Source organism: Flavobacterium omnivorum (genome assembly GCF_900099915.1).
GTDB classification, from domain to species: Bacteria; Bacteroidota; Bacteroidia; order Flavobacteriales; family Flavobacteriaceae; genus Flavobacterium; species Flavobacterium omnivorum.
On the sequence record NZ_FNDB01000003.1, the window covers coordinates 301,179 to 320,979 of the forward strand.

Annotated in this window: 20 protein-coding genes; 2 read left to right on the forward strand and 18 right to left on the reverse strand. The window is 34.9% G+C overall.

All coding sequences use genetic code 11. From position 1 onward, the window contains the following. Positions 1-100 precede the first annotated feature (100 nt). On the forward strand, positions 101-697 hold the full coding sequence (locus BLS90_RS05065; protein WP_091255965.1) for a T9SS type A sorting domain-containing protein: 597 nt from the start codon (positions 101-103) through the stop codon (positions 695-697). A gap of 88 nt (positions 698-785) precedes the next feature. On the opposite strand, the gene BLS90_RS05070 is transcribed toward BLS90_RS05065, so the two are convergent. The 17 genes from BLS90_RS05070 to aspS form a co-directional block, all read right to left on the reverse strand. Further along, positions 786-1,502 (reverse strand): DsbA family oxidoreductase, encoded by a 717-nt coding sequence (locus tag BLS90_RS05070; protein WP_091255966.1) that lies wholly within the window; start codon positions 1,500-1,502, stop codon positions 786-788. A gap of 179 nt (positions 1,503-1,681) precedes the next feature. Then, positions 1,682-3,052 carry an NADH-quinone oxidoreductase subunit N gene (locus tag BLS90_RS05075; protein WP_091255967.1) on the reverse strand — a complete coding sequence of 457 codons (1,371 nt, stop codon included), beginning with the start codon at positions 3,050-3,052 and terminating at the stop codon, positions 1,682-1,684. A gap of 13 nt (positions 3,053-3,065) precedes the next feature. Then, entirely contained in the window at positions 3,066-4,508 is a 1,443-nt protein-coding gene (locus BLS90_RS05080; protein WP_091255968.1) for a complex I subunit 4 family protein, read from the reverse strand. A gap of 9 nt (positions 4,509-4,517) precedes the next feature. Then, complete coding sequence (nuoL, locus tag BLS90_RS05085; RefSeq protein ID WP_091255969.1) at positions 4,518-6,401, reverse strand: NADH-quinone oxidoreductase subunit L; 1,884 nt, start codon at positions 6,399-6,401, stop codon at positions 4,518-4,520. Positions 6,402-6,407: 6 nt separating this feature from the next. Then, complete coding sequence (gene nuoK, locus BLS90_RS05090; protein WP_066079401.1) at positions 6,408-6,728, reverse strand: NADH-quinone oxidoreductase subunit NuoK; 321 nt, start codon at positions 6,726-6,728, stop codon at positions 6,408-6,410. 1 nt (position 6,729) lies between these two features. Beyond that, on the reverse strand, positions 6,730-7,242 hold the full coding sequence (locus BLS90_RS05095; protein WP_073352265.1) for an NADH-quinone oxidoreductase subunit J family protein: 513 nt from the start codon (positions 7,240-7,242) through the stop codon (positions 6,730-6,732). Then, a complete protein-coding gene (locus tag BLS90_RS05100) occupies positions 7,242-7,787 on the reverse strand; it encodes a NuoI/complex I 23 kDa subunit family protein (RefSeq protein ID WP_073352267.1) in 546 nt (181 codons plus the stop codon). Before BLS90_RS05100 ends, BLS90_RS05095 begins: the two co-directional genes overlap by 1 nt. 173 nt (positions 7,788-7,960) lie before the next feature. Then, the gene (gene nuoH / locus BLS90_RS05105) at positions 7,961-9,013 is read right to left on the reverse strand and encodes an NADH-quinone oxidoreductase subunit NuoH (protein ID WP_073352268.1); all 1,053 of its coding nucleotides are present in this window, start codon (positions 9,011-9,013) and stop codon (positions 7,961-7,963) included. Further along, positions 9,006-10,055 carry a 2Fe-2S iron-sulfur cluster-binding protein gene (locus BLS90_RS05110; protein WP_091255972.1) on the reverse strand — a complete coding sequence of 350 codons (1,050 nt, stop codon included), beginning with the start codon at positions 10,053-10,055 and terminating at the stop codon, positions 9,006-9,008. Before BLS90_RS05110 ends, nuoH begins: the two co-directional genes overlap by 8 nt. Before the next feature lie 94 nt (positions 10,056-10,149). After that, positions 10,150-11,517 carry an NADH-quinone oxidoreductase subunit NuoF gene (gene nuoF / locus BLS90_RS05115; RefSeq protein ID WP_091255974.1) on the reverse strand — a complete coding sequence of 456 codons (1,368 nt, stop codon included), beginning with the start codon at positions 11,515-11,517 and terminating at the stop codon, positions 10,150-10,152. Position 11,518: 1 nt separating this feature from the next. Further along, complete coding sequence (locus BLS90_RS05120; protein WP_091255976.1) at positions 11,519-12,049, reverse strand: complex I 24 kDa subunit family protein; 531 nt, start codon at positions 12,047-12,049, stop codon at positions 11,519-11,521. Positions 12,050-12,130: 81 nt separating this feature from the next. Further along, positions 12,131-13,369, reverse strand: a complete 1,239-nt coding sequence (locus BLS90_RS05125) for an NADH-quinone oxidoreductase subunit D (RefSeq protein WP_073352276.1) — start codon at positions 13,367-13,369, stop codon at positions 12,131-12,133. Positions 13,370-13,404: 35 nt separating this feature from the next. Continuing rightward, the gene (locus BLS90_RS05130; protein WP_091255977.1) at positions 13,405-13,926 is read right to left on the reverse strand and encodes an NADH-quinone oxidoreductase subunit C; all 522 of its coding nucleotides are present in this window, start codon (positions 13,924-13,926) and stop codon (positions 13,405-13,407) included. 3 nt (positions 13,927-13,929) lie between these two features. Beyond that, positions 13,930-14,478: an NADH-quinone oxidoreductase subunit B gene (locus BLS90_RS05135; protein ID WP_066079375.1), complete on the reverse strand. Its 549-nt coding sequence runs from the start codon at positions 14,476-14,478 to the stop codon at positions 13,930-13,932. An 86-nt stretch (positions 14,479-14,564) separates the two neighbouring features. Next, on the reverse strand, positions 14,565-14,930 hold the full coding sequence (locus tag BLS90_RS05140) for an NADH-quinone oxidoreductase subunit A (protein ID WP_066079373.1): 366 nt from the start codon (positions 14,928-14,930) through the stop codon (positions 14,565-14,567). A 291-nt stretch (positions 14,931-15,221) separates the two neighbouring features. Next, positions 15,222-15,416: a cold-shock protein gene (locus BLS90_RS05145; protein WP_007137066.1), complete on the reverse strand. Its 195-nt coding sequence runs from the start codon at positions 15,414-15,416 to the stop codon at positions 15,222-15,224. 132 nt (positions 15,417-15,548) lie between these two features. Continuing rightward, positions 15,549-17,294, reverse strand: a complete 1,746-nt coding sequence (aspS, locus tag BLS90_RS05150; protein ID WP_091255978.1) for an aspartate--tRNA ligase — start codon at positions 17,292-17,294, stop codon at positions 15,549-15,551. 227 nt (positions 17,295-17,521) lie between these two features. Here aspS and BLS90_RS05155 point away from each other — a divergent pair, with 227 nt between their 5' ends. Beyond that, the gene (locus tag BLS90_RS05155) at positions 17,522-17,866 is read left to right on the forward strand and encodes a toxin-antitoxin system YwqK family antitoxin (RefSeq protein WP_091255979.1); all 345 of its coding nucleotides are present in this window, start codon (positions 17,522-17,524) and stop codon (positions 17,864-17,866) included. A gap of 240 nt (positions 17,867-18,106) precedes the next feature. Here the strand turns inward: BLS90_RS05155 and BLS90_RS05160 are convergent, their stop codons facing one another. Further along, the gene (locus BLS90_RS05160; RefSeq protein ID WP_091255981.1) at positions 18,107-19,777 is read right to left on the reverse strand and encodes a sodium/sugar symporter; all 1,671 of its coding nucleotides are present in this window, start codon (positions 19,775-19,777) and stop codon (positions 18,107-18,109) included. Positions 19,778-19,801: the final 24 nt, after the last annotated feature.

Consider the following 19,801-nt stretch of genomic DNA (forward strand, 5'->3'; position numbering starts at 1 on the left):
AATAGCACACAAATTAGAAAATTCAGCACTCCTCATACTGAATAGGTTACAGTAAATTAGCTTTAGATAAGTATCATTATAAATCTAAAAATTTACAAGTATGAAAAAGATTTTAAAATTTAGTTTAGTGTTAGCCGCAGTAGTATTGACTGCCGCACAAGCACACGCCGGAAACGCAGATTTTTCACTGGATTTAATAAAAGAAGAGGGGAAAACGGTAAGTTTTAATTTGAAAGAGACAAAGAAAATTAATTTGTCCATTTATGACACCAATGACAGTTTAATCTATCAGGAAAAAGTTACTTCTGAAGACAATATCAGCAGAACATACGATTTGACTGCTTTGCCAGACGGAATCTACTTCTTGAAAGCAGAGAGTGATCTTAAAATTTCAAAATATAAAATTGAAGTTGTAGGTAACAAAGCTAAATTATCAGCTGATGCTATTTCTGAAGTGTACAAACCAGTTTTGGAAAACAAAAACGGAATGGTCACTGTTAACATTTTAAACCTTGGAAAAGCTCCGGTTACTGTTGCCATTTACAACTCTGAGGAAAACGAAGTGTATAATGAGACTTTGACCGTTGATCTTTATGTGGGTAAAATATTTGATTTAACTAGTGCACCAAGTTCAAAATATACGTTTGAGATTACTTATAACGGAAATACATATATTGAAACTGTGACTACCAAGTAGTGATTAAATAAATAGTCGTAGTTAAAAGGCTGTCTTTTAGGACAGCCTTTTGTTGTAGTGAAAAATTGAAAACACTACAATTTATAGTTTAATTACAACCATCTATCCCGCAGCTGTTTCCATCAGTAGTGTTTAATAGCGTTGGTTTAGCTTCAAATTTGCCCTCTTCCCATACTTTTTCCAATGTTTTCACAAATGTCTCCACATGTTGCGCACCCGAAACTGCATATTTATTATCGAAAACAAAGAATGGAACACCTTGAACACCGATAGATTGCGCCTCATTAATATCTTGCTGTACTTCATCTGCGTAAGCATTAGAATGCAATACTTCATTAATGGATTCAGCATTCAAACCAACTTCCAGTCCAAATGCTTTCAATGTATCCAAATCATTAATATTCTTACCATCCGTTAAATAGGCTTTAAACAACAACTCTTCAAGGTCATTTGCCATATTATACTTTTTAGCCAAATGCAACAAGCGATGTGCATGCAATGAATTGGCCATAATCGCTTTTTCAAAATGAAAATCCAATCCTGAATTTTTAGCATTCTGCGTCATATCATCAAGCATTCCTTGAGCCCAATCTGAATCTTTTCTATATTTTTCTGCCAAATGCTCGACCATATTATCTTCTGGAGAAGCGATAAAACGTGGGTCCAACTGAAAACTCTTCCATTCAATCTCGACTGCGTCCTTATGTTCAAAATTTTGTAAAGCACCTTCTATTCTTCTTTTTCCGATGTAACAAAATGGACACATGATATCGGACCAGATTTGTATTTTTAATGTATTCTGCATCTTCTTTTATTTAATAATGATTAAATCATTTGTATATACAAATTTACGAAAAACAAACAGAAAATGAGCATACATTGTATTTATATTATGAATAGACAAATTAGAATTAGTTTACAATAGAGCATAAAAAAACCATCAACATTGCTATTGATGGTTTTTGAATTATCTTAAAATTTGGCTTATGCCAATAAATCTAGTACTAAAGAAGGAAACAATCCTAACGCGATGTTCAAAACAATAGCTACAACAGCCACTGCATAAATTACAAATGGCGTTTGTTTCTTATCTTCATTTGGCTCTTTGGAATACATTGCTAAAATCAATTTAAAGTAGTAACCCACACTTATAATAGAGTTCACCACGGCAACTAGTACTAACGCTAAATAACCCGCCTGAATCGTTTGGCTAAATAAAACCAACTTACCAAAGAATCCCGCAAAAATAGGAATACCTGCCATAGAAAGTAATGAAGCAGTAAGAATAGCCGCTAACAAAGGATTCGTTTTTCCTAAACCATGAAAATTCACAACATCTTCATTATCTCTATTTTTACAAACGTATAAGATTACACTAAAAGCAGCGATTCCAGATAGCGAATACGCTGAAGCATAATATAACAAACTTCCGGCTGAAGTGGATAGACTAAGTAAAGTCATTAACATGAATCCTGCATGTGAAATACCGGAGAAAGCCAACATCCTTTTTACATTTGTTTGTCTTAATGCCATAATATTTCCTATGGTCATTGACGCCATAGAAATCACTACTACAACAATTTTGAACGACTCCGAAACATCAGCATTCATAACGGATAACAATTTGTACAAAGTAGCCATAGCAACTACCTTAGCCAAGGTACTCATTAATGCGGTTGTCAATGCTGGAGAACCTTCATATACGTCTGGTGCCCAAAAGTGAAATGGAACTGCAGCCACTTTAAACAACATTCCTATCGTCACTAATACAATTCCAATAGGAAACCATACAGGCAACTCCGCTGATTGTGATAATTCACTGATTTCAGTAACATCAAAACTTCCCATCGCTCCATAAATCAAACAGATACCAAAAAGAATAATTCCTGAAGCAAAAGATCCCATTAAGAAATACTTCATTCCCGCCTCATTACTCTTTAGATTCATACGATCACTAGCAGCAAGTACATAAAGGGAAATAGACAATACTTCGATTCCTAAAAAGAACATGGCTAAGTTTCCAAAAGAAACCATTGCCACTGCCCCAGCCAATAAAAATATTTTTATGGCAATGTAATCAGAGATTTTAGATTGGTGATTTTCGTAAAAATTATGTCCTAAAGTCACTAAGAAAATAGTTAGAACAATAAATAAAGAGGAAAAAGCAGTCGAAAATTTACTCACAACAATCATATTGTTATAGTAACTTTCTGTTGAATTAAATTCAGAGATAGTCAAACCAAGAACTCCTAACAATCCAATAATTGTAAGTGGCACAATGGCTTTTCGTAAATTAAAAATTTCAAATAAAAGGCATAAAACACCTAATCCTATTATAGCTATTAATGTATTCATTTTTTTACTTGACTTAGTTTATTCGGTTTATTTGAATTAAAATTTCTTCAAGACTTGGTGTGATCAAATCTATAATCGGTTTTGGATACATTCCAAAAAAGAATAACACGGCGATTACTAGTACCAAAGTTATCCCTTCGTTGCCACTTACATCCGTAAATATTCGTGTATTAGTTTCACCTAACATGGACTGTTGAAACATTTTCAACATATAATAGGCTCCTAATATTATCGTAGTTCCTCCTAAAATGGCAAACCAAATATTAATTTGTGAAAGACTGTATAAAACAGTAAATTCTCCAACAAAGTTAAACGTAGATGGCAAAGCCACTGAAGCCAAAACCAAGATTAAAAACATGGAGGTGAATTTCGGTGTCTGCGAACGAATACCTCCCATTTCAGCAATTACTCTAGTTTCATATCGTCTAAAAATGATTTCTGCAATATAAAACAATCCAACAACTACAAATCCATGAGCAATCATTTGTAAAACTGCTCCACGTAATCCGTCTAAAGTCAAAGTGTAGCTACCTGCAGCAATTAAACCCACGTGCGCTAAGGACGAATAGGCCAATAATTTCTTTAAATCTTTCTGTTTCAAAGCCACGATAGATCCGTAAATCACACCTGCAATCCCAAGTCCAATAAAAACATACATGTACTCTTTGGCTGCTAATGGCGCCAAAGGCAATTGCCAACGAATAACGCTATACAATCCCATTTTTAACATGATCCCAGATAAAAGCATGGTTCCAACGGTCGGTGCTTTTTGGTACACATTGGCTTGCCAAGTATGAAAAGGAATTAATGGAATCTTTATGGCGTACGCCAAGAAAAAAGCAAGGAATATCCACAATTGTTCTGTAGCAGACAAATTTACTTTGTACAAATCCTCTAATAAAAAGCTTCCCGCTTTTTGATACAAATAAACAAATGATACTAGCATGAACAAGGAACCTGCTAGGGTATAAATAAAGAACTTAACAACTGCTTTTTTACGATCTTCTACATCTCCGTTACCCCAGACAAGTGCGATGAAGTAAATAGGAATTAAAGATAATTCCCAAAAAATATAATACAATAAACCGTCTGATGCTAAGAATGTTCCTGCCATTGCAAACGACATAAACAAAATTAATGCATAAAATGATTTGGAATTTTTATATTGGTTCCCGAAAGAAGAAAATATAATGATAGGAGTTAAAATAGTAGTTAGTAAAAGCATAGCCAAAGACAATCCATCTGCTTTCAGCGCAAAAGATATATTAGGCTGTGTGATCCACTGATTGATGAAACTAATATTTTCACCTAAATTATAGTGATTTAATAATGCAATAGAAGCGCCTGCAGCAGCTAAGCTAAAGAACAATGCTACTTTTGAAGCTAGTTTATCACCCGCGAGAAAGGTTGCAAAAGCACCAACTAAAAGAATAATTAAAATAAGAGATACGTTCATAATGAAAAATTATTGAGCTAAAAATAAATAAGAAACAATGGCACAAAGTCCTAAAACAAAGGCAAAAAGATAAAGACCTATACTTCCGTTTTGTACTTTCTTTCCTTGATAACTTATTTCGTTGGTCAGTTTTCCGAATCCAAAAACCAAAGCTGATAAACCTGATTCTACTGTATCTCTGAAAAAACGAGACAAGAAATTAACAGGTTTCACAAAAATAGTATCATAAAATTCATCAACATAATATTTATTGTAAAGCACTTTAGAAAATCCTGTAATCATTGCATCTTCACTTGGGACAGCATTTTGCTTTATGTATTTGGCGTAAGCAATACCAATCCCAACTAATCCGCCTATAACAGCAATAGCCATCAAGATATATTCAGTAGTTCCTAAATGGTGTTCAGCAGTTGCTAACTTAGGTAAAATAGGCGTCAAATATTCATTCAACCAACTATTTCCAGGCAAACTAATCAATCCACCGATAGTAGCTAAAAATGCTAGAACAATCAACGGGATGGTGATCAACGGAGAACTTTCGTGCAAATGGTGTTTTTGCTCTGCAGTTCCTCTAAATTCTTTAAAGAAAGTCAAGAACATTAAACGGAACATATAAAAAGCAGTCATTATAGAGGCAATAGAAGCCACAACCCATAACGGTATGTTATGATGAAACGCCACTAATAAAATTTCATCCTTAGAGAAAAAACCAGAAAACAATGGAACTCCTGAAATAGCTAATGACGCAATTAACATCGTAGCAAATGTAATTGGCATGGCGCTTTTCAAACCACCCATGTTGCGCATATCTTGTTCTCCGTGCAACGCGTGAATAACAGAACCGGATCCTAAGAACAAACAAGCTTTGAAGAAAGCGTGAGTGATCACATGGAAAACAGCCACTTCATAAGCGCCCAATCCCAAGGCAAGAAACATTAATCCCAATTGTGAAACGGTAGAATAAGCCAATACTTTTTTAATGTCATTTTGAACTAAACCAATTGTTGCAGCTACTAAAGCTGTAACAGCTCCCACTATGGCAATTATATTTTGAACATCCGGAGTCAAATCAAACAAGAAATTTAATCTGGTAATCATAAAAATCCCTGCAGTAACCATCGTCGCTGCGTGAATCAATGCCGATACTGGTGTTGGTCCTGCCATCGCATCCGGTAACCACGTATATAAGGGTATTTGTGCGGACTTACCACAAGCTCCAATAAACAAAGCAAAAGCAGCTACAGAAAGCCAATACATATTAAGATCAGTTGCACCAGAAATAGCCGTTTTCAATGTGGCAAAATCTAAAGTAGAAAATAACATTCCTAAAATAAAAATCCCAATCAACAACCCTAAATCACCAATACGATTCATAATGAATGCCTTTTTTGCCGCATCATTAAATTCTTGGTTTTTATGCCAGAATCCAATCAACAAATAGGAACAAAGACCAACGCCTTCCCACCCTAAAAACATCACTAATAAGTTGCTTCCAATTACTAGTGTAATCATGAAAAAAACAAACAGATTCAAATAGGCAAAATATTTATGCATATTCTCATCATCATGCATGTAATTGATCGAATACAAATGAATCAATGAACCAATTCCAGTAACAAATAGCAACCATAAAACAGATAATTGATCTAATTGAAATCCAAAATCAACTTTAAAATTACTAATTTGAATCCATTCAAAAAGTGAAATATGAATTCCTTCTGGTATTGCAGCAATTGCTCCAAAGAAATAAAATGTCACCGCAAATGAAACAGCAACAGCAATTGTCCCGATTATTCCGGATACTGTTTTTCCCAAACGCGATCCAAAGAAAATATTTAATAAAAATCCTAAAAAAGGAGCTGATAATAAGAGTAAAGCTAAATTCGTATTCATTATAGTTTATCCTTTTAAGTTTTTTAAATTATCGATAGTAATGGAGCCCAAGTTTCTAAAAATAGAAACTAAAATTGCTAATCCCACGGCAACTTCTGCGGCAGCAACAGCCATCGAGAAAAACACAAAAACTTGTCCTTGCGCATCTTGATGATAAGTCGAAAATGCTACGAACAAAAGATTCACGGCATTCAGCATTATTTCTATCGACATAAATACGATAATGGCATTTCGTCTGTACAATACTCCGAAAACACCAATACAAAAAAGTATTACGCTTAGGAATATATAATTTTCAATACCAATGTGGTTTAAAATATTGTTCATCTTATTTTTGCAATTTTTCTTTTTTAGACAATAATACCGTTCCAATCATAGCAACTAAAAGTAGAATAGAAGCAAATTCAAAAGGAACCATATATTCATTCAATAGTACTTTACCCAATACTTTTATAGACTGATAATCTTCGCCAGTAGTTACATATTCTCCAACAATAGGTTTTGAGTTGATGAAGATTGCGATCAATATTAAACAAATTAAGCAAAAAGAAACAATTGCTCCTAAGCGCGTAATCCTAGGTCGGTGCACTTCTTTTTCTTCATTCAAATTCATCAACATAATGGTAAACAAGAACAAAATCATAATCGCTCCAGAGTACACAATAATATGAACAATCGCTAAAAACTGGGAGTTTAATAAAAGATAATGACCAGCTATCGAAAAGAAACAAATCACTAAATAAATAGCACTATGTATTGGATTTCTACTGAAGATTGTCAAAAAAGCGGTTGCTAAAGTCACCGCGGATAGTACGCAAAAAATTATAAGTATCGTAGACATTAATTAGCGTTTTTAAGTTGAGCATTTTTCATTGCGATATCTAAAGGCATGACTAATTTATCTTTTCCAAAAATAAAATCTTCTCTTTCGTAACTCGAAGGAACTAATACTTTGGAGGTAGTCAAGTAAATTGCATCTTTAGGACAAGCCTCTTCACACAAGCCACAAAAAATACAACGCAACATATTAATTTCATAAATAGAAGCATATTTTTCTTCTCTGTACAAATGTTTTTCATCGGCTTTGCGTTCTTCTGCCTTCATCGTAATTGCTTCCGCTGGACAAGATAAAGCACACAAACCACAAGCGGTACAGTTCTCACGACCTTCTTCATCACGTTTCAGCATGTGCTGACCGCGATAAACCGGACTCATTTCACGCACCTGCTCTGGATATTGAATCGTTACTTTTCTGGTAAACAAATGCTGAATTGTAATTATCAATCCTTTGACAATCGCAACTAAATACATTCTTTCCCAAAAAGTCATCTCCTTGTTAGAGACTAGCTTTTTTCTCCCCGATAAGGATATACTTTCTATACTCATTTTTTATTTTATTTGAAGCTGCTTCCTGCTATCCGTTTCAATCTTTAATCCTGAACTTGTTTCAGAATCCTGAAACAAGTTCAGGATTAAAGGATTTTCACTACTATCAGGGCTAGGGCTTTTTTGTCTCAATTCAATTTTACCTTACTATTTCTTACTCGCCAATAAGATTGTTAAAAACCAAAATAGGCTGCAATATCTGCTCTTAACATGACAATTCCAGTAATCATAATATTTACAATCGATAATGGAATTAGTATCCTCCATCCCAAATGCATCAATTGATCGTATCTGAATCTTGGAATAGTCCATCGAACCCACATAAAGAAAAATATAAACCCACACAATTTGATAAACAAAGCACCAAATCCCATTATATTGGCAATATTTACACCCCAATTTTCAACAACCCAACTCATTCCTGGATAATTATATCCACCAAAAAATAAAACTGCTAAAATGGTAGAGGAGATAAACATATTGGCATATTCAGCAAATAAATAGAATCCCATTTTCATCGACGAATATTCTGTGTGGTATCCTCCAATTAATTCTGTTTCACATTCAGCTAAATCAAAAGGTGTTCTGTTGGCTTCTGCGAAAGCACAAATTAAAAAGATAATAAAAGATAAGGGTTGGTAGAAAACATTCCAATCCATTCCAGCTTGTTGCGCCGAAATTTCTCTTAAACTTAAAGTTCCAGTCATCATCAATAAGGCAATCAAGGAAAGCCCCATGGCCACTTCATAAGAAACCATTTGTGAAGCAGCACGAACCGCCCCAATCAAGGAGAATTTATTATTTGAAGCCCAACCTCCAATCATAATTCCATAAACTCCCACGGATACAACTCCAATAAAATATAATAAACCTATATTCAAATCAGTGGCTTGTAATAAAATATCTCTTCCAAACAGGTGCAATCTGTCTCCCCAGGGAATAACCGCGCTTGTCATCAAAGCCGTACTCATTGCAATGGCAGGACCTACAAAAAACAAAAACCGATTTGGTGTATTAGGTTCAAATTCCTCTTTAGAAAATAATTTTAAACCATCTGCTAGCGGTTGAAACAATCCAAAAGGACCCGCTCTATTAGGACCAACACGATCTTGAAGCCAAGCGGCCACCTTACGTTCAGCCCAAGTGGAATACATTGCCATCAACATTGTTAAAGCAAAAACCGCTACAATAATGACACCTTTTTCTATGATAATAGTACTATCCATTATTGCCCAAACTTTTTTGATTTATAATATCTTCTTCGGTCAATGGAAATTCAGCCATACTAATTTTTTTACGATCTTCTTCTCTACCAATAAGGATATGCGATTCAGTAGCTATTTCAACTTTTTCTAACTTTCTGTTGTATTTATTTTGATTGATAACCGAGTCTTTTTCAAAAGCTCTTGGTCCTTCAATGATCCAGTCTTTCACTTCTTTGTGATCAAAACGACAACCATTACAAATAAACTCATCTACTTCATGGTATTCGTCTTTTCTTCCAGTTACACGTTGAATTTCGTCACCAAACATCCAAACGGTAGTTTTTCCAGAACAAGTAGGACAATCTCTGTGTGCGTTGTACGGCTTACTGAACCAAACTCTAGATTTAAATCGAAACGTTTTATCGGTTAATGCACCTACCGGGCATACATCAATCATATTTCCAGAAAACTCATTGTCAACTGCTTTTGAAATACAAGTCGATATATTCGAATGATCTCCTCTATCCATAACTCCGTGAACACGATCGTCCGTCAATTGGTCTGCAACCATCACACAACGGTAGCAAAGAATACAACGATTCATGTGCAACTGAATATTTGGACCTATATTCTCTGGTTCAAAAGTTCTCTTTTCCTCAATAAAACGAGTTTCTGACTTTCCGTGCTCAAAGCTTAAATTTTGCAAATCACATTCCCCAGCTTGGTCACAAACTGGACAATCTAAAGGGTGATTAATCAATAAAAACTCTGTCACCGATTTTCTAGCTTCGGTTACTCTTGGTGAAGATTTACTGTTCACTTCCATTCCGTCCATACAACCGGTTACACAAGATGCCATTAATTTTGGCATTGGTCTTGGATCCGCTTCACTTCCTTTGGCAACTTCCACTAAACAACAACGGCATTTTCCACCGCTTCCTTTTAGTTTAGAATAATAGCACATCGCTGGCGGAACTACTTCTCCACCTATCATACGTGCTGCCTGCAGGATTGTTGTTCCTGGTTCAACTTCTATTGAATGTCCGTCTATTGTTACTTTCATTATCTAACTCTATTTAACTCCTAAGGAGTATCTTAATTCTGAAATGCTACGCCAGTTCGCTGACGCTCGGGTCAAAAATCGTTAATCCGTAATTTTAAATCAATTGTTTGGCTACCAAATGCTTTACTTTTTCAAAAGGTTCAGCAACAAAATGATCTCTATTTTTTATTTTTTCTGGGAAACGAATGTGGTATTCAAATTCCTCTCTAAAGTGACGTATTGCTGCTGCCACTGGCCAAGCTGCCGCATCTCCTAATGGACAAATCGTATTTCCTTCAATTTTACTTTGAATACTCAACAGCAAATCGACATCTTCTTCACGACCGTGACCATTTTCTATTCGGTGCAATACTTTTTCCATCCATCCAGTACCTTCGCGACATGGGGAACATTGTCCACAGCTTTCATGGTGGTAAAAACGAGAGAAATTCCAAGTATTGCGAACAATACATGAAGTATCATTATACACAATAAATCCGCCTGATCCTAACATCGATCCTGTTGCAAATCCACCGTCACTCAACGATTCGTATGACATCAAACGATCCTCACCGTTAGCCGTTTTGTAAATTAAATGCGCTGGTAAAACCGGAACAGAACTTCCTCCAGGCACAAATGCTTTCAAAGGTCTATCCGAACTCATTCCGCCCAAATATTCATCAGAATTCATAAATTCGTACACACTTAAACCTAATTCGATTTCATACACACCAGGATTTTTGATATGTCCTGAAGCTGAAATTAATTTAGTTCCTGTAGAACGTCCAATACCAATTTTGGCATATTCCGCACCTGAATTATTTACAATCCAAGGCACTGCGGCAATCGTTTCTACGTTATTTACAACTGTTGGATTTGCCCAAAGTCCTGAAATAGCAGGAAATGGTGGTTTGATACGAGGATTTCCTCTTTTTCCTTCCAATGATTCAATCAACGCGGTTTCTTCACCACAGATGTAAGCCCCAGCACCACAATGAACATAAAGTTCTAAATCGTAGCCAGAACCTAATATATTTTTACCTAAAAATCCAGCAGCTTTTGCTTCGTTGATGGCTCTTTCTAATATTTTATAAACCCACATGTATTCTCCACGAATGTAGATATAAGATAGATTTGCTCCCAATGCATAACTGGAAGTAATCATTCCTTCAATCAATAAATGAGGGATAAATTCCATCAAATAACGATCTTTGAACGTTCCCGGCTCTGATTCATCCGCATTACAAACTAAATGTCTGGGTTTTCCTGATTTTTTATCAATAAAACTCCATTTCATTCCAGCTGGAAATCCAGCTCCACCACGACCACGTAATCCAGAAGTTTTCACTTCCTCTACCACTTCATCAGGTGTTAATGTTTTCAAGGCTTTTTCTACAGATGCATATCCTCCGTTTGCACGGTATACTTCGTAGGTTTTAATTCCTGGAATAGTTACTTTGTCTAATAATATTTTTTGTGACATATTATATATCGTGTAGTATTATTGTATCATTTTTGCAATCTTCAATTAGCTGATCTACTTTTTCCTTTGTCAGATGTTCTTTGTAAAAATCACCTAGTTGCATCATTGGCGCATAGCCACAAGCTCCTAAACATTCTACACCTCTTACCTCAAAAAGGCCATCTGGAGTAGGCTCGCCTAGTTTTACACCTAGCTTTTCACAGGTATAATCCATAAGATCCTCAACACCATTCAGACAACATGGAGAAGTTTGGCAAAATTCAAACATGTATTTCCCAATTGGTCTTTGATTGTACATGGTATAAAATGAAACTACTTCATAAACCTCAATAGGTTTTATTTGAATAATTTCAGCTACTTTATCCATCAATTCGATACTCAACCAATTTTCGTGCGCATCTTGAACTTCATGCAAAACCGGCAATAAAGCCGATTTTCTTTTGTCTTCAGGATAATGACTGATTAACTCATTGATGCGAGACATCAATGCTTCAGTTATATTTATTTCTTGTTTGTAATGTGTTCTTTCCATTTTAATTATTTTAAATTTTGAATTATAAATTTTAAATGTTTCGAATAATTTATAATTTAAAATTCATCATTTATAATTTTACTATGCGTCTAGCTCGCCTGCAATAACATTTAAACTCGACAAAATAACAATCGCATCTGAGAGCAAAGCTCCTTTAATCATTTCTGGATACGCTTGGTAGTAAATAAAACAAGGTCTACGGAAGTGCAACCTATAAGGTGTTCGACTTCCGTCAGTAACTAGATAAAAACCTAATTCTCCATTCCCACCTTCTACAGGATGATAAACTTCAGCAACTGGAACAGGAACTTCTCCCATTACAATTTTAAAATGATAAATCAACGACTCCATACTTGTGTAAACATCTTCTTTTGGAGGAAGGTAATAATCCGGAACATCAGCATGGAAGTCATTCCCTTCCGGCATTTTTGCTAATGCTTGACGAATGATACTTAAACTTTCCCATACTTCAGCATTACGAACACAAAAGCGGTCGTAGGTATCACCCGATTTCCCTACAGGAATAATAAAGTCAAAATCTTCATAAGAAGAGTAGGGTTGCGATACTCGAACATCATAATCCACTCCTGCAGCACGTAAATTCGGACCAGTAAAACCATAAGCCATAGCTTGTTCAGCGGATATTGGTCCAACATTTACCGTTCTATCAATAAATATTCTATTTCTTTCAAATAAGTTTTCAAATTCCTTCCAAGCTGCCGGAAATTCTTCTAAAAAAGTGTTTAGTAATTCAAATGCCTTTGGTGACCAATCTCTTTCGAAACCACCAATTCTCCCCATATTAGTAGTCAAACGTGCTCCACAAATTTCTTCGTAAATTTCGTATACTTTTTCTCTAAATTGGAATACATATAAAAATCCAGTATAGGCTCCAGTATCCACACCAAGGATAGAATTACAGATGATATGATCTGTGATTCTTGCCAATTCCATTACTATAACTCTTAAATACTGTGCTCTTTTAGGAACTTCAATATCCAACAATTTTTCTAATGTCATCCACCAACCCATGTTGTTTATAGGTGACGAACAATAGTTCATTCTATCCGTAAGCGGTGTTATTTGGTAAAAAGGACGGTTTTCCGCAATTTTCTCGAAAGCTCTGTGAATGTAACCAATGGTTGGTTCCGCTTCCAGAATTCTTTCTCCATCCATCAGCAAGATATTCTGAAAAATACCATGAGTAGCTGGGTGTGTTGGTCCTAAATTCAAGATAGAAAGCTCGCTTCCATCTTCATTTAGTTGTTCTTTAATTCTTTTAGCATAGCGATGCTCTGGAGGTAATAATAGTTCTGACATTTATTTAATGTGAAAAATTATAATAGTGTGTGTTTTTAATAATTGTCGGTTGTTCTTCCAAAGAAACGATCATCTTTATCTGTTCTTCCGCTATCTTCCATTGGGAATTCTTTTCGCATTGGAAAAGAAATCATTTCATCCATATTTAAAATTCTTTTCAACTGAGGATGTCCTATAAAGTTTATTCCATAAAAATCATACGTTTCTCTTTCCATCCAATTGGAGCATAAGAAAATATTTGATATTGATTTTATTTCGGGATTTTCACCATTTATATAGGTTTTGACCTTAATTCTTTTGTTTTCATACCAATTGTGTAAATGATATACCACTGCAAATTGGTGCTCTTCATCATTGTCCGGATAATGAATCCCACATAAATCTGTTAAAAAATGAAAACGTAATGTTGGATCATTTTTCAAAAAAAGAATCACTGCAGTTATTTTATCCGCAGCGACTTCAAATGAAAATATATCTCTTTCTTGCTTGAATTCAAAAACAGCTGAGTCAAATGATTCAACTAATTTTTCTTTGATTTGTATTGTTTCTAGCGCCATTATTTATTTTATATTATAAGAAGCTAATAATTCTTGGTATTCTGGAGAACTTCTTCTTCTTACCGATTCTGTTCTCACCAACTCCTGCAATTTCATAACGCCATCTACAATTTGTTCCGGTCTTGGTGGACAACCAGGAACATAAACATCAACCGGAATCACTTTATCAATCCCTTGCAAAACCGAATATGTGTCAAAAATTCCACCAGATGAAGCACAAGCTCCAACGGCGATTACCCAACGAGGTTCTGACATCTGTTCGTAAACTTGACGTAAAATAGGAGCCATTTTCTTTGAAATTGTTCCCATTACCATTAACATATCCGCTTGACGAGGTGAGAAACTCACTCTTTCCGAACCAAATCGTGCTAAATCGTAATGCGAAGCCATCGTTGCCATAAATTCAATTCCGCAACAAGAAGTGGCGAAAGGTAAAGGCCACAATGAATTTGCACGAGCCATTCCCACAACGTCATTAAGTTTTGTAGCAAAGAAACCTTCACCAACAACACCCTCTGGAGGGGCAACCATATTTATATTTGAATCACTCATTTTTTGTTATTTAGAATTAAAAATTCTGAAATATAAATTAAAAACCAAATTCTTTATTATTTATATTTCAACATTTAAAATAAATTTTACTCCCACTCCAACGCTTTCTTTTTGATGATGTAGAAAAAACCCACCAAAAGCAAAAGCATAAAGATCACCATCTTCACCATTCCTTCCATTCCCAACTCCTTGAAATTTATTGCCCATGGGTAGAGAAAAATAACCTCAACATCAAACAAAACAAATAAAATCGCAACAAGAAAATATTTTACTGAAAATGGTATTCTAGCATTTCCAACGGACTCAATACCGCATTCGAAGTTTTTATCTTTGTTTTCAGAAGAACGTTTAGGACCTAATTTCCCTGAAACTATTATCGTTCCTACAACAAATCCTACAGCTAAAATAAACTGCATTAAAATAGGAATATAATTTAATTGATCGGATTGCATATGGCAGTTATTTATGAATAAGAATAAGCGACAAAGATAACTTTCAAATTATTAAATAACAATTAAAACAAAGAAATACATCGCCACTACATCGATGTAAATTTACAATTTTTATTTATTATAAATAAGAAACGACGGCTCTATTAAGATGTGTTTAACGTTTAGAGGATTTAACAACACTAATACATCGCATTATTATGCCGATTAAGGATGAATATAAAACAAAAAAAAACGTTTCGAATTTAATCGAAACGTTTTACACATTCTTAGACAAAAAAATAAATTTTTTGCTTAGATAACTGCTACTTTCGCAGCAACTTTTCCTTTTCTTCCTTCTTCTTCTTCATAGCTTACTCTATCACCTTCGCGTAATTCTTCCGCGTTGATTCCTGATGCATGAACAAAAATGTCTTTTCCTGTTTCTTCGTCTGTAATGAATCCGTAACCTTTAGATTCATTGAAAAATTTAACTGTACCTGTACGCATTGTAATTGTAATAATAATTTATAATGAGGCAAATGTAATATTTAATATAATACGAAATACTATCTTATGTTTTTATTTTGTAAAAATATTGATATTCAACGTTTTCTAACAAATTTTACCGATGAACAACAATTAAACTAATTTAATATGAAGCTCTTTCAGCTGCGATTCATCTATTTTAGAAGGAGCATCAATCATAACATCTCTTCCCGAATTATTTTTTGGAAAAGCAATAAAATCACGAATAGTTTCCTGCCCACCTAAAATTGCGACTAACCTGTCCAGTCCAAAAGCCAAACCTCCATGAGGTGGCGCACCAAATTGGAACGCATCCATTAAAAATCCGAATTGTGCTTTCGCATCTTCTTCGGTGAAACCTAAATATTTGAACATTAATTGTTGTGTTGCTTTATCGTGAATACGAATTGATCCACCACCAATTTCATTTCCATTTAAAACCATATCATACGCATTGGCACGAACTTTCCCTGGATCTGTTTCTAATAAGTGCATGTCTTCCGGTTTTGGAGAAGTAAATGGATGATGCATGGCATGGTAACGTCCACTTTCTTCATCAAACTCTAATAAAGGAAAATCAACTACCCAAAGCGGAGCAAATTCAGCTGGATTTCTCAATCCTAAACGAGTTGCTAATTCCATTCGCAATGCACTCAACTGGGTTCTTGTTTTATCCGTTGGACCAGAAAGCACAAAAATCATATCTCCAGGTTTTGCTCCGGTAATTTTTGCCCATTGCGCTAAATCATCTTGATCGTAGAATTTATCAACAGATGATTTATAGGTTCCGTCTTCATTACATTTTACATAAACCATTCCGGTCGCACCTACTTGAGGACGTTTTACCCAATCAATTAATCCATCTATTTCCTTACGGGTATAGTTTCCAACTCCCGGAACTGCAATACCAACCACAAATTCAGCAGCATTAAAAATAGGGAATTCTTTGTGTTGTGTTACTTCATTTAATTCCCCAAATTCCATTCCGAAACGGATATCTGGTTTATCATTCCCGTATGTTTTCATGGCATATTCGTAGGTAATTCTTGGGAATTTTTCTACTTCGAGGCCTTTTATTTCTTTTAGTAAATGTCTTGTCAATCCTTCAAAAACATTCAAAATATCTTCTTGCTCCACAAAAGCCATTTCACAATCGATTTGTGTAAATTCCGGTTGTCTGTCTGCACGTAAATCTTCATCACGGAAACATTTCACGATTTGGAAATACTTATCCATTCCACCCACCATCAATAATTGCTTGAACGTTTGTGGCGATTGTGGTAATGCATAAAACTGACCTTCATTCATTCTGGAAGGCACCACAAAATCTCTTGCTCCTTCTGGAGTAGATTTAATCAAATAAGGCGTTTCTACTTCACAGAAATCTAAATCCGAAAGATATTTACGCACTTCCATGGCTACTTTATGACGAAACATCAAACTGTTTTTTACCGGATTTCTTCGAATATCAAGGTAACGGTACTTCATTCGGATGTCTTCTCCACCATCCGTTTCATCTTCGATTGTAAAAGGTGGCGTCAATGATGCATTTAGAATAGTCAACTCCGTAACTAAAATTTCAATATCACCCGTGGTCATGTTTCTGTTTTTGGCTTCCCGCTCAATAACAGTCCCTTTAACTTGGATTACAAATTCACGACCCAATGTTTTAGCCAACTCAAAAACAGATTTTTCCGAACGACCTTCGTCAAAAATTAACTGCGTAACTCCATAACGGTCGCGTAAATCAACCCAATTCATAAATCCCTTATCTCGGGATTTTTGAACCCATCCCGCAAGTGTAACTTCTGTATTAATATGTGAGGCGTTTAATTCGCCACAGTTATGACTTCTATACATGTTCTAAATTTTTGATTATTCTGCCCTTTGGACACGACTGCAAATTTAGGACTAATTATGAATAATGAATTGCGAATTCACAAATTTTAGTAATTGGTTTTAAAGCCCTTTTTATTTGCAATGTTAAATTTCATTCCAATGTTACTAAATTGTTAAGTAAAAGTTTTTTTATTGTAAAATGTTTTATATATTTGTTAAGCTAATATGAATTTAAAAATCCAAACGACATGAAAAAATATATAATATTAACCGCATTACTCTTCTCAGGAATAGCATTCGCTCAAGAAAACAATCCAAAATTAGAAGCTGTAGGTGACTTAGTCAAAACTACATACTACTATGAAAACGGAAAAGTACAGCAAGAAGGTTTCTTTAAAAATGGAAAACTAGAAGGCATCTGGATTTTATATGACGTAAACGGAAACAAATTATCTGTTGCTAATTATGAAAATGGAGAGAAAACTGGAAAATGGCTTTTTTGGAATGGTAACAAACTGAACGAAGTAGAATATTCTAATAGCAGAATAGCTTCTGTAAAAACTTGGAAACAAGATGCTTTGGTTAACAACTAAAAAATAAATTAAAATACCACTAAAGCTTTCGTTATTCGAAGGCTTTTTTTGTGATTTATATTTTTTATTCAAACTACACTTTAGAAGATTATTGCTTCTAAAAAAACACGTTGAGCATAAAACAACCTTTATAGTACTCTATATCATTTGCAACAATTGTATTTCAACCTTATTATCAAATAAAAAAGCGATGAATTCAATTCAATTGAAACCATCGCTTTTTTGAATTTAGGCTATTTTCTACCAGAAAATCGTATAGAAAGCGGCAATTAGCGAAAGTACAATCAACATTCCGACTGTAAAACCTGGTGACATTTTAAACATGGTACGGTCAATTTCCAGACCATTTGTTTTAACGCCTCTCGCTGTTTCATACATACTAATGGTGTACATTCCGATAACGCAAATCAAGAAAACAAATCCCATGCGATCAATAAAAGGAATTTCATAGACACCATTCCCATTTGGAACTGAAAAACCGGTAGAATGAAGGAACGATAAATCTACAAAAGCCGGCATGAATTTGAACAGGATAGAAAACATAAATCCACCAATTGTTGCAAACAAAGCCGCATTAGAAGTTGTTTTTTTCCAAAAGAATCCTAAAATAAACATGGCAAAAACACCCGGACTTACAAAACCCGTATATTCCTGAATGTATTGAAATCCTCCTTTTTTATCAATTCCAAGAAAAGGCGCTACAACAACTGCAATTAACATCGCCACTACAATAGCTTTCTTCCCCACATTAACTAATGTCTTTTCATCGGCATCTACATTCAATTTTGTTTTGTAAATATCCAACGTAAAAATTGTAGCAATACTATTTGCTTTTCCAGCCAAAGAGGCAACAATTGCCGCAGTCAGCGCTGCAAATGAAAGTCCTTTTAGGCCTACGGGAAGCAAATTTAACAAAACTGGATACGCACGATCAGGATTTACTGTACCATCTTGCAACATTTCAGCACCAAAATGTCCGTTCTGATACAATATAAAAGCAGCTATTCCGGGCAAAACAACAATTATAGGCATTAGCAATTTCAAGAAAGCAGCAAACAAAATTCCATTTCTAGCTGTTTTTAAATCTGCCCCCAACGCACGTTGCGTGATGTATTGGTTACATCCCCAATAATTTAAATTGATGATTAACATTCCTCCTATCAAAACTGACAATCCTGGTAAATCCATATAATTAGGATTCGTTTTTTCAAAAATCATGTGAAAATGGTCGTTTGCATGAGTCGTCATCAAATTGAACCCATTTATAACTCCCGTAGAACCAAATTCTTCGGCTACTAAATTCAATGCCAAATAAGTAGTTACCAATCCGCCCAAGATCAAAAAGAAAACTTGAACCACATCCGTGTATCCAATCACTTTCATTCCTCCTAGCGTAATCATCACAGCAAAAAACGCTAAGAAAATCATACACAAAGTAATGTCCAGGCCAGAAATGCTACTTATCGCTAAAGCGCCCAAATATAATATAGAGGTAAGATTGACCAAGACATACAACAACAACCAAAAAACAGCCATAATCATAGCAACATTACTGTTATACCTTTGATTAAGGTATTGTGGCATGGTGAAAATTTTATTTTTCAAATATACCGGAATAAAGAAAATGGCAACAATAATCAGAGTAAAAGCCGCCATCCATTCATACGTAGCAATCGCCAGTCCCATTTTGAAACCGCTCCCACTCATTCCTATAAATTGCTCCGCACTAATATTACTGGCAATTAATGATGCGCCAATGGCCCACCAAGTGAGTGATCCTTCTGCTAAGAAATAATCTTTACTGCTCGTTTCTTCTTTCTTTTTCTTCCTATAAATCCATATTCCATAACTGACGATCAGGATAAAATAGAAGAAAAAGACAATATAATCTTGGATTGCTAAAGTTTGCATTGGTTAAATGTATTTGGTTATTGG

Coding starts and splice junctions, on each gene's coding strand:
- BLS90_RS05065 (WP_091255965.1), top strand. CDS start 101: ATGAAAAAGATTTTAAAATTTAGTTTAGTGTTAGCCGCAGTAGTATTG.
- BLS90_RS05070 (WP_091255966.1), bottom strand. CDS start 1,502: ATGCAGAATACATTAAAAATACAAATCTGGTCCGATATCATGTGTCCA.
- BLS90_RS05075 (WP_091255967.1), bottom strand. CDS start 3,052: ATGAATACATTAATAGCTATAATAGGATTAGGTGTTTTATGCCTTTTA.
- BLS90_RS05080 (WP_091255968.1), bottom strand. CDS start 4,508: ATGAACGTATCTCTTATTTTAATTATTCTTTTAGTTGGTGCTTTTGCA.
- nuoL (WP_091255969.1), bottom strand. CDS start 6,401: ATGAATACGAATTTAGCTTTACTCTTATTATCAGCTCCTTTTTTAGGA.
- nuoK (WP_066079401.1), bottom strand. CDS start 6,728: ATGAACAATATTTTAAACCACATTGGTATTGAAAATTATATATTCCTA.
- BLS90_RS05095 (WP_073352265.1), bottom strand. CDS start 7,242: ATGTCTACGATACTTATAATTTTTTGCGTACTATCCGCGGTGACTTTA.
- BLS90_RS05100 (WP_073352267.1), bottom strand. CDS start 7,787: ATGAGTATAGAAAGTATATCCTTATCGGGGAGAAAAAAGCTAGTCTCT.
- nuoH (WP_073352268.1), bottom strand. CDS start 9,013: ATGGATAGTACTATTATCATAGAAAAAGGTGTCATTATTGTAGCGGTT.
- BLS90_RS05110 (WP_091255972.1), bottom strand. CDS start 10,055: ATGAAAGTAACAATAGACGGACATTCAATAGAAGTTGAACCAGGAACA.
- nuoF (WP_091255974.1), bottom strand. CDS start 11,517: ATGTCACAAAAAATATTATTAGACAAAGTAACTATTCCAGGAATTAAA.
- BLS90_RS05120 (WP_091255976.1), bottom strand. CDS start 12,049: ATGGAAAGAACACATTACAAACAAGAAATAAATATAACTGAAGCATTG.
- BLS90_RS05125 (WP_073352276.1), bottom strand. CDS start 13,369: ATGTCAGAACTATTATTACCTCCAGAGCATCGCTATGCTAAAAGAATT.
- BLS90_RS05130 (WP_091255977.1), bottom strand. CDS start 13,926: ATGGCGCTAGAAACAATACAAATCAAAGAAAAATTAGTTGAATCATTT.
- BLS90_RS05135 (WP_066079375.1), bottom strand. CDS start 14,478: ATGAGTGATTCAAATATAAATATGGTTGCCCCTCCAGAGGGTGTTGTT.
- BLS90_RS05140 (WP_066079373.1), bottom strand. CDS start 14,930: ATGCAATCCGATCAATTAAATTATATTCCTATTTTAATGCAGTTTATT.
- BLS90_RS05145 (WP_007137066.1), bottom strand. CDS start 15,416: ATGCGTACAGGTACAGTTAAATTTTTCAATGAATCTAAAGGTTACGGA.
- aspS (WP_091255978.1), bottom strand. CDS start 17,294: ATGTATAGAAGTCATAACTGTGGCGAATTAAACGCCTCACATATTAAT.
- BLS90_RS05155 (WP_091255979.1), top strand. CDS start 17,522: ATGAAAAAATATATAATATTAACCGCATTACTCTTCTCAGGAATAGCA.
- BLS90_RS05160 (WP_091255981.1), bottom strand. CDS start 19,777: ATGCAAACTTTAGCAATCCAAGATTATATTGTCTTTTTCTTCTATTTT.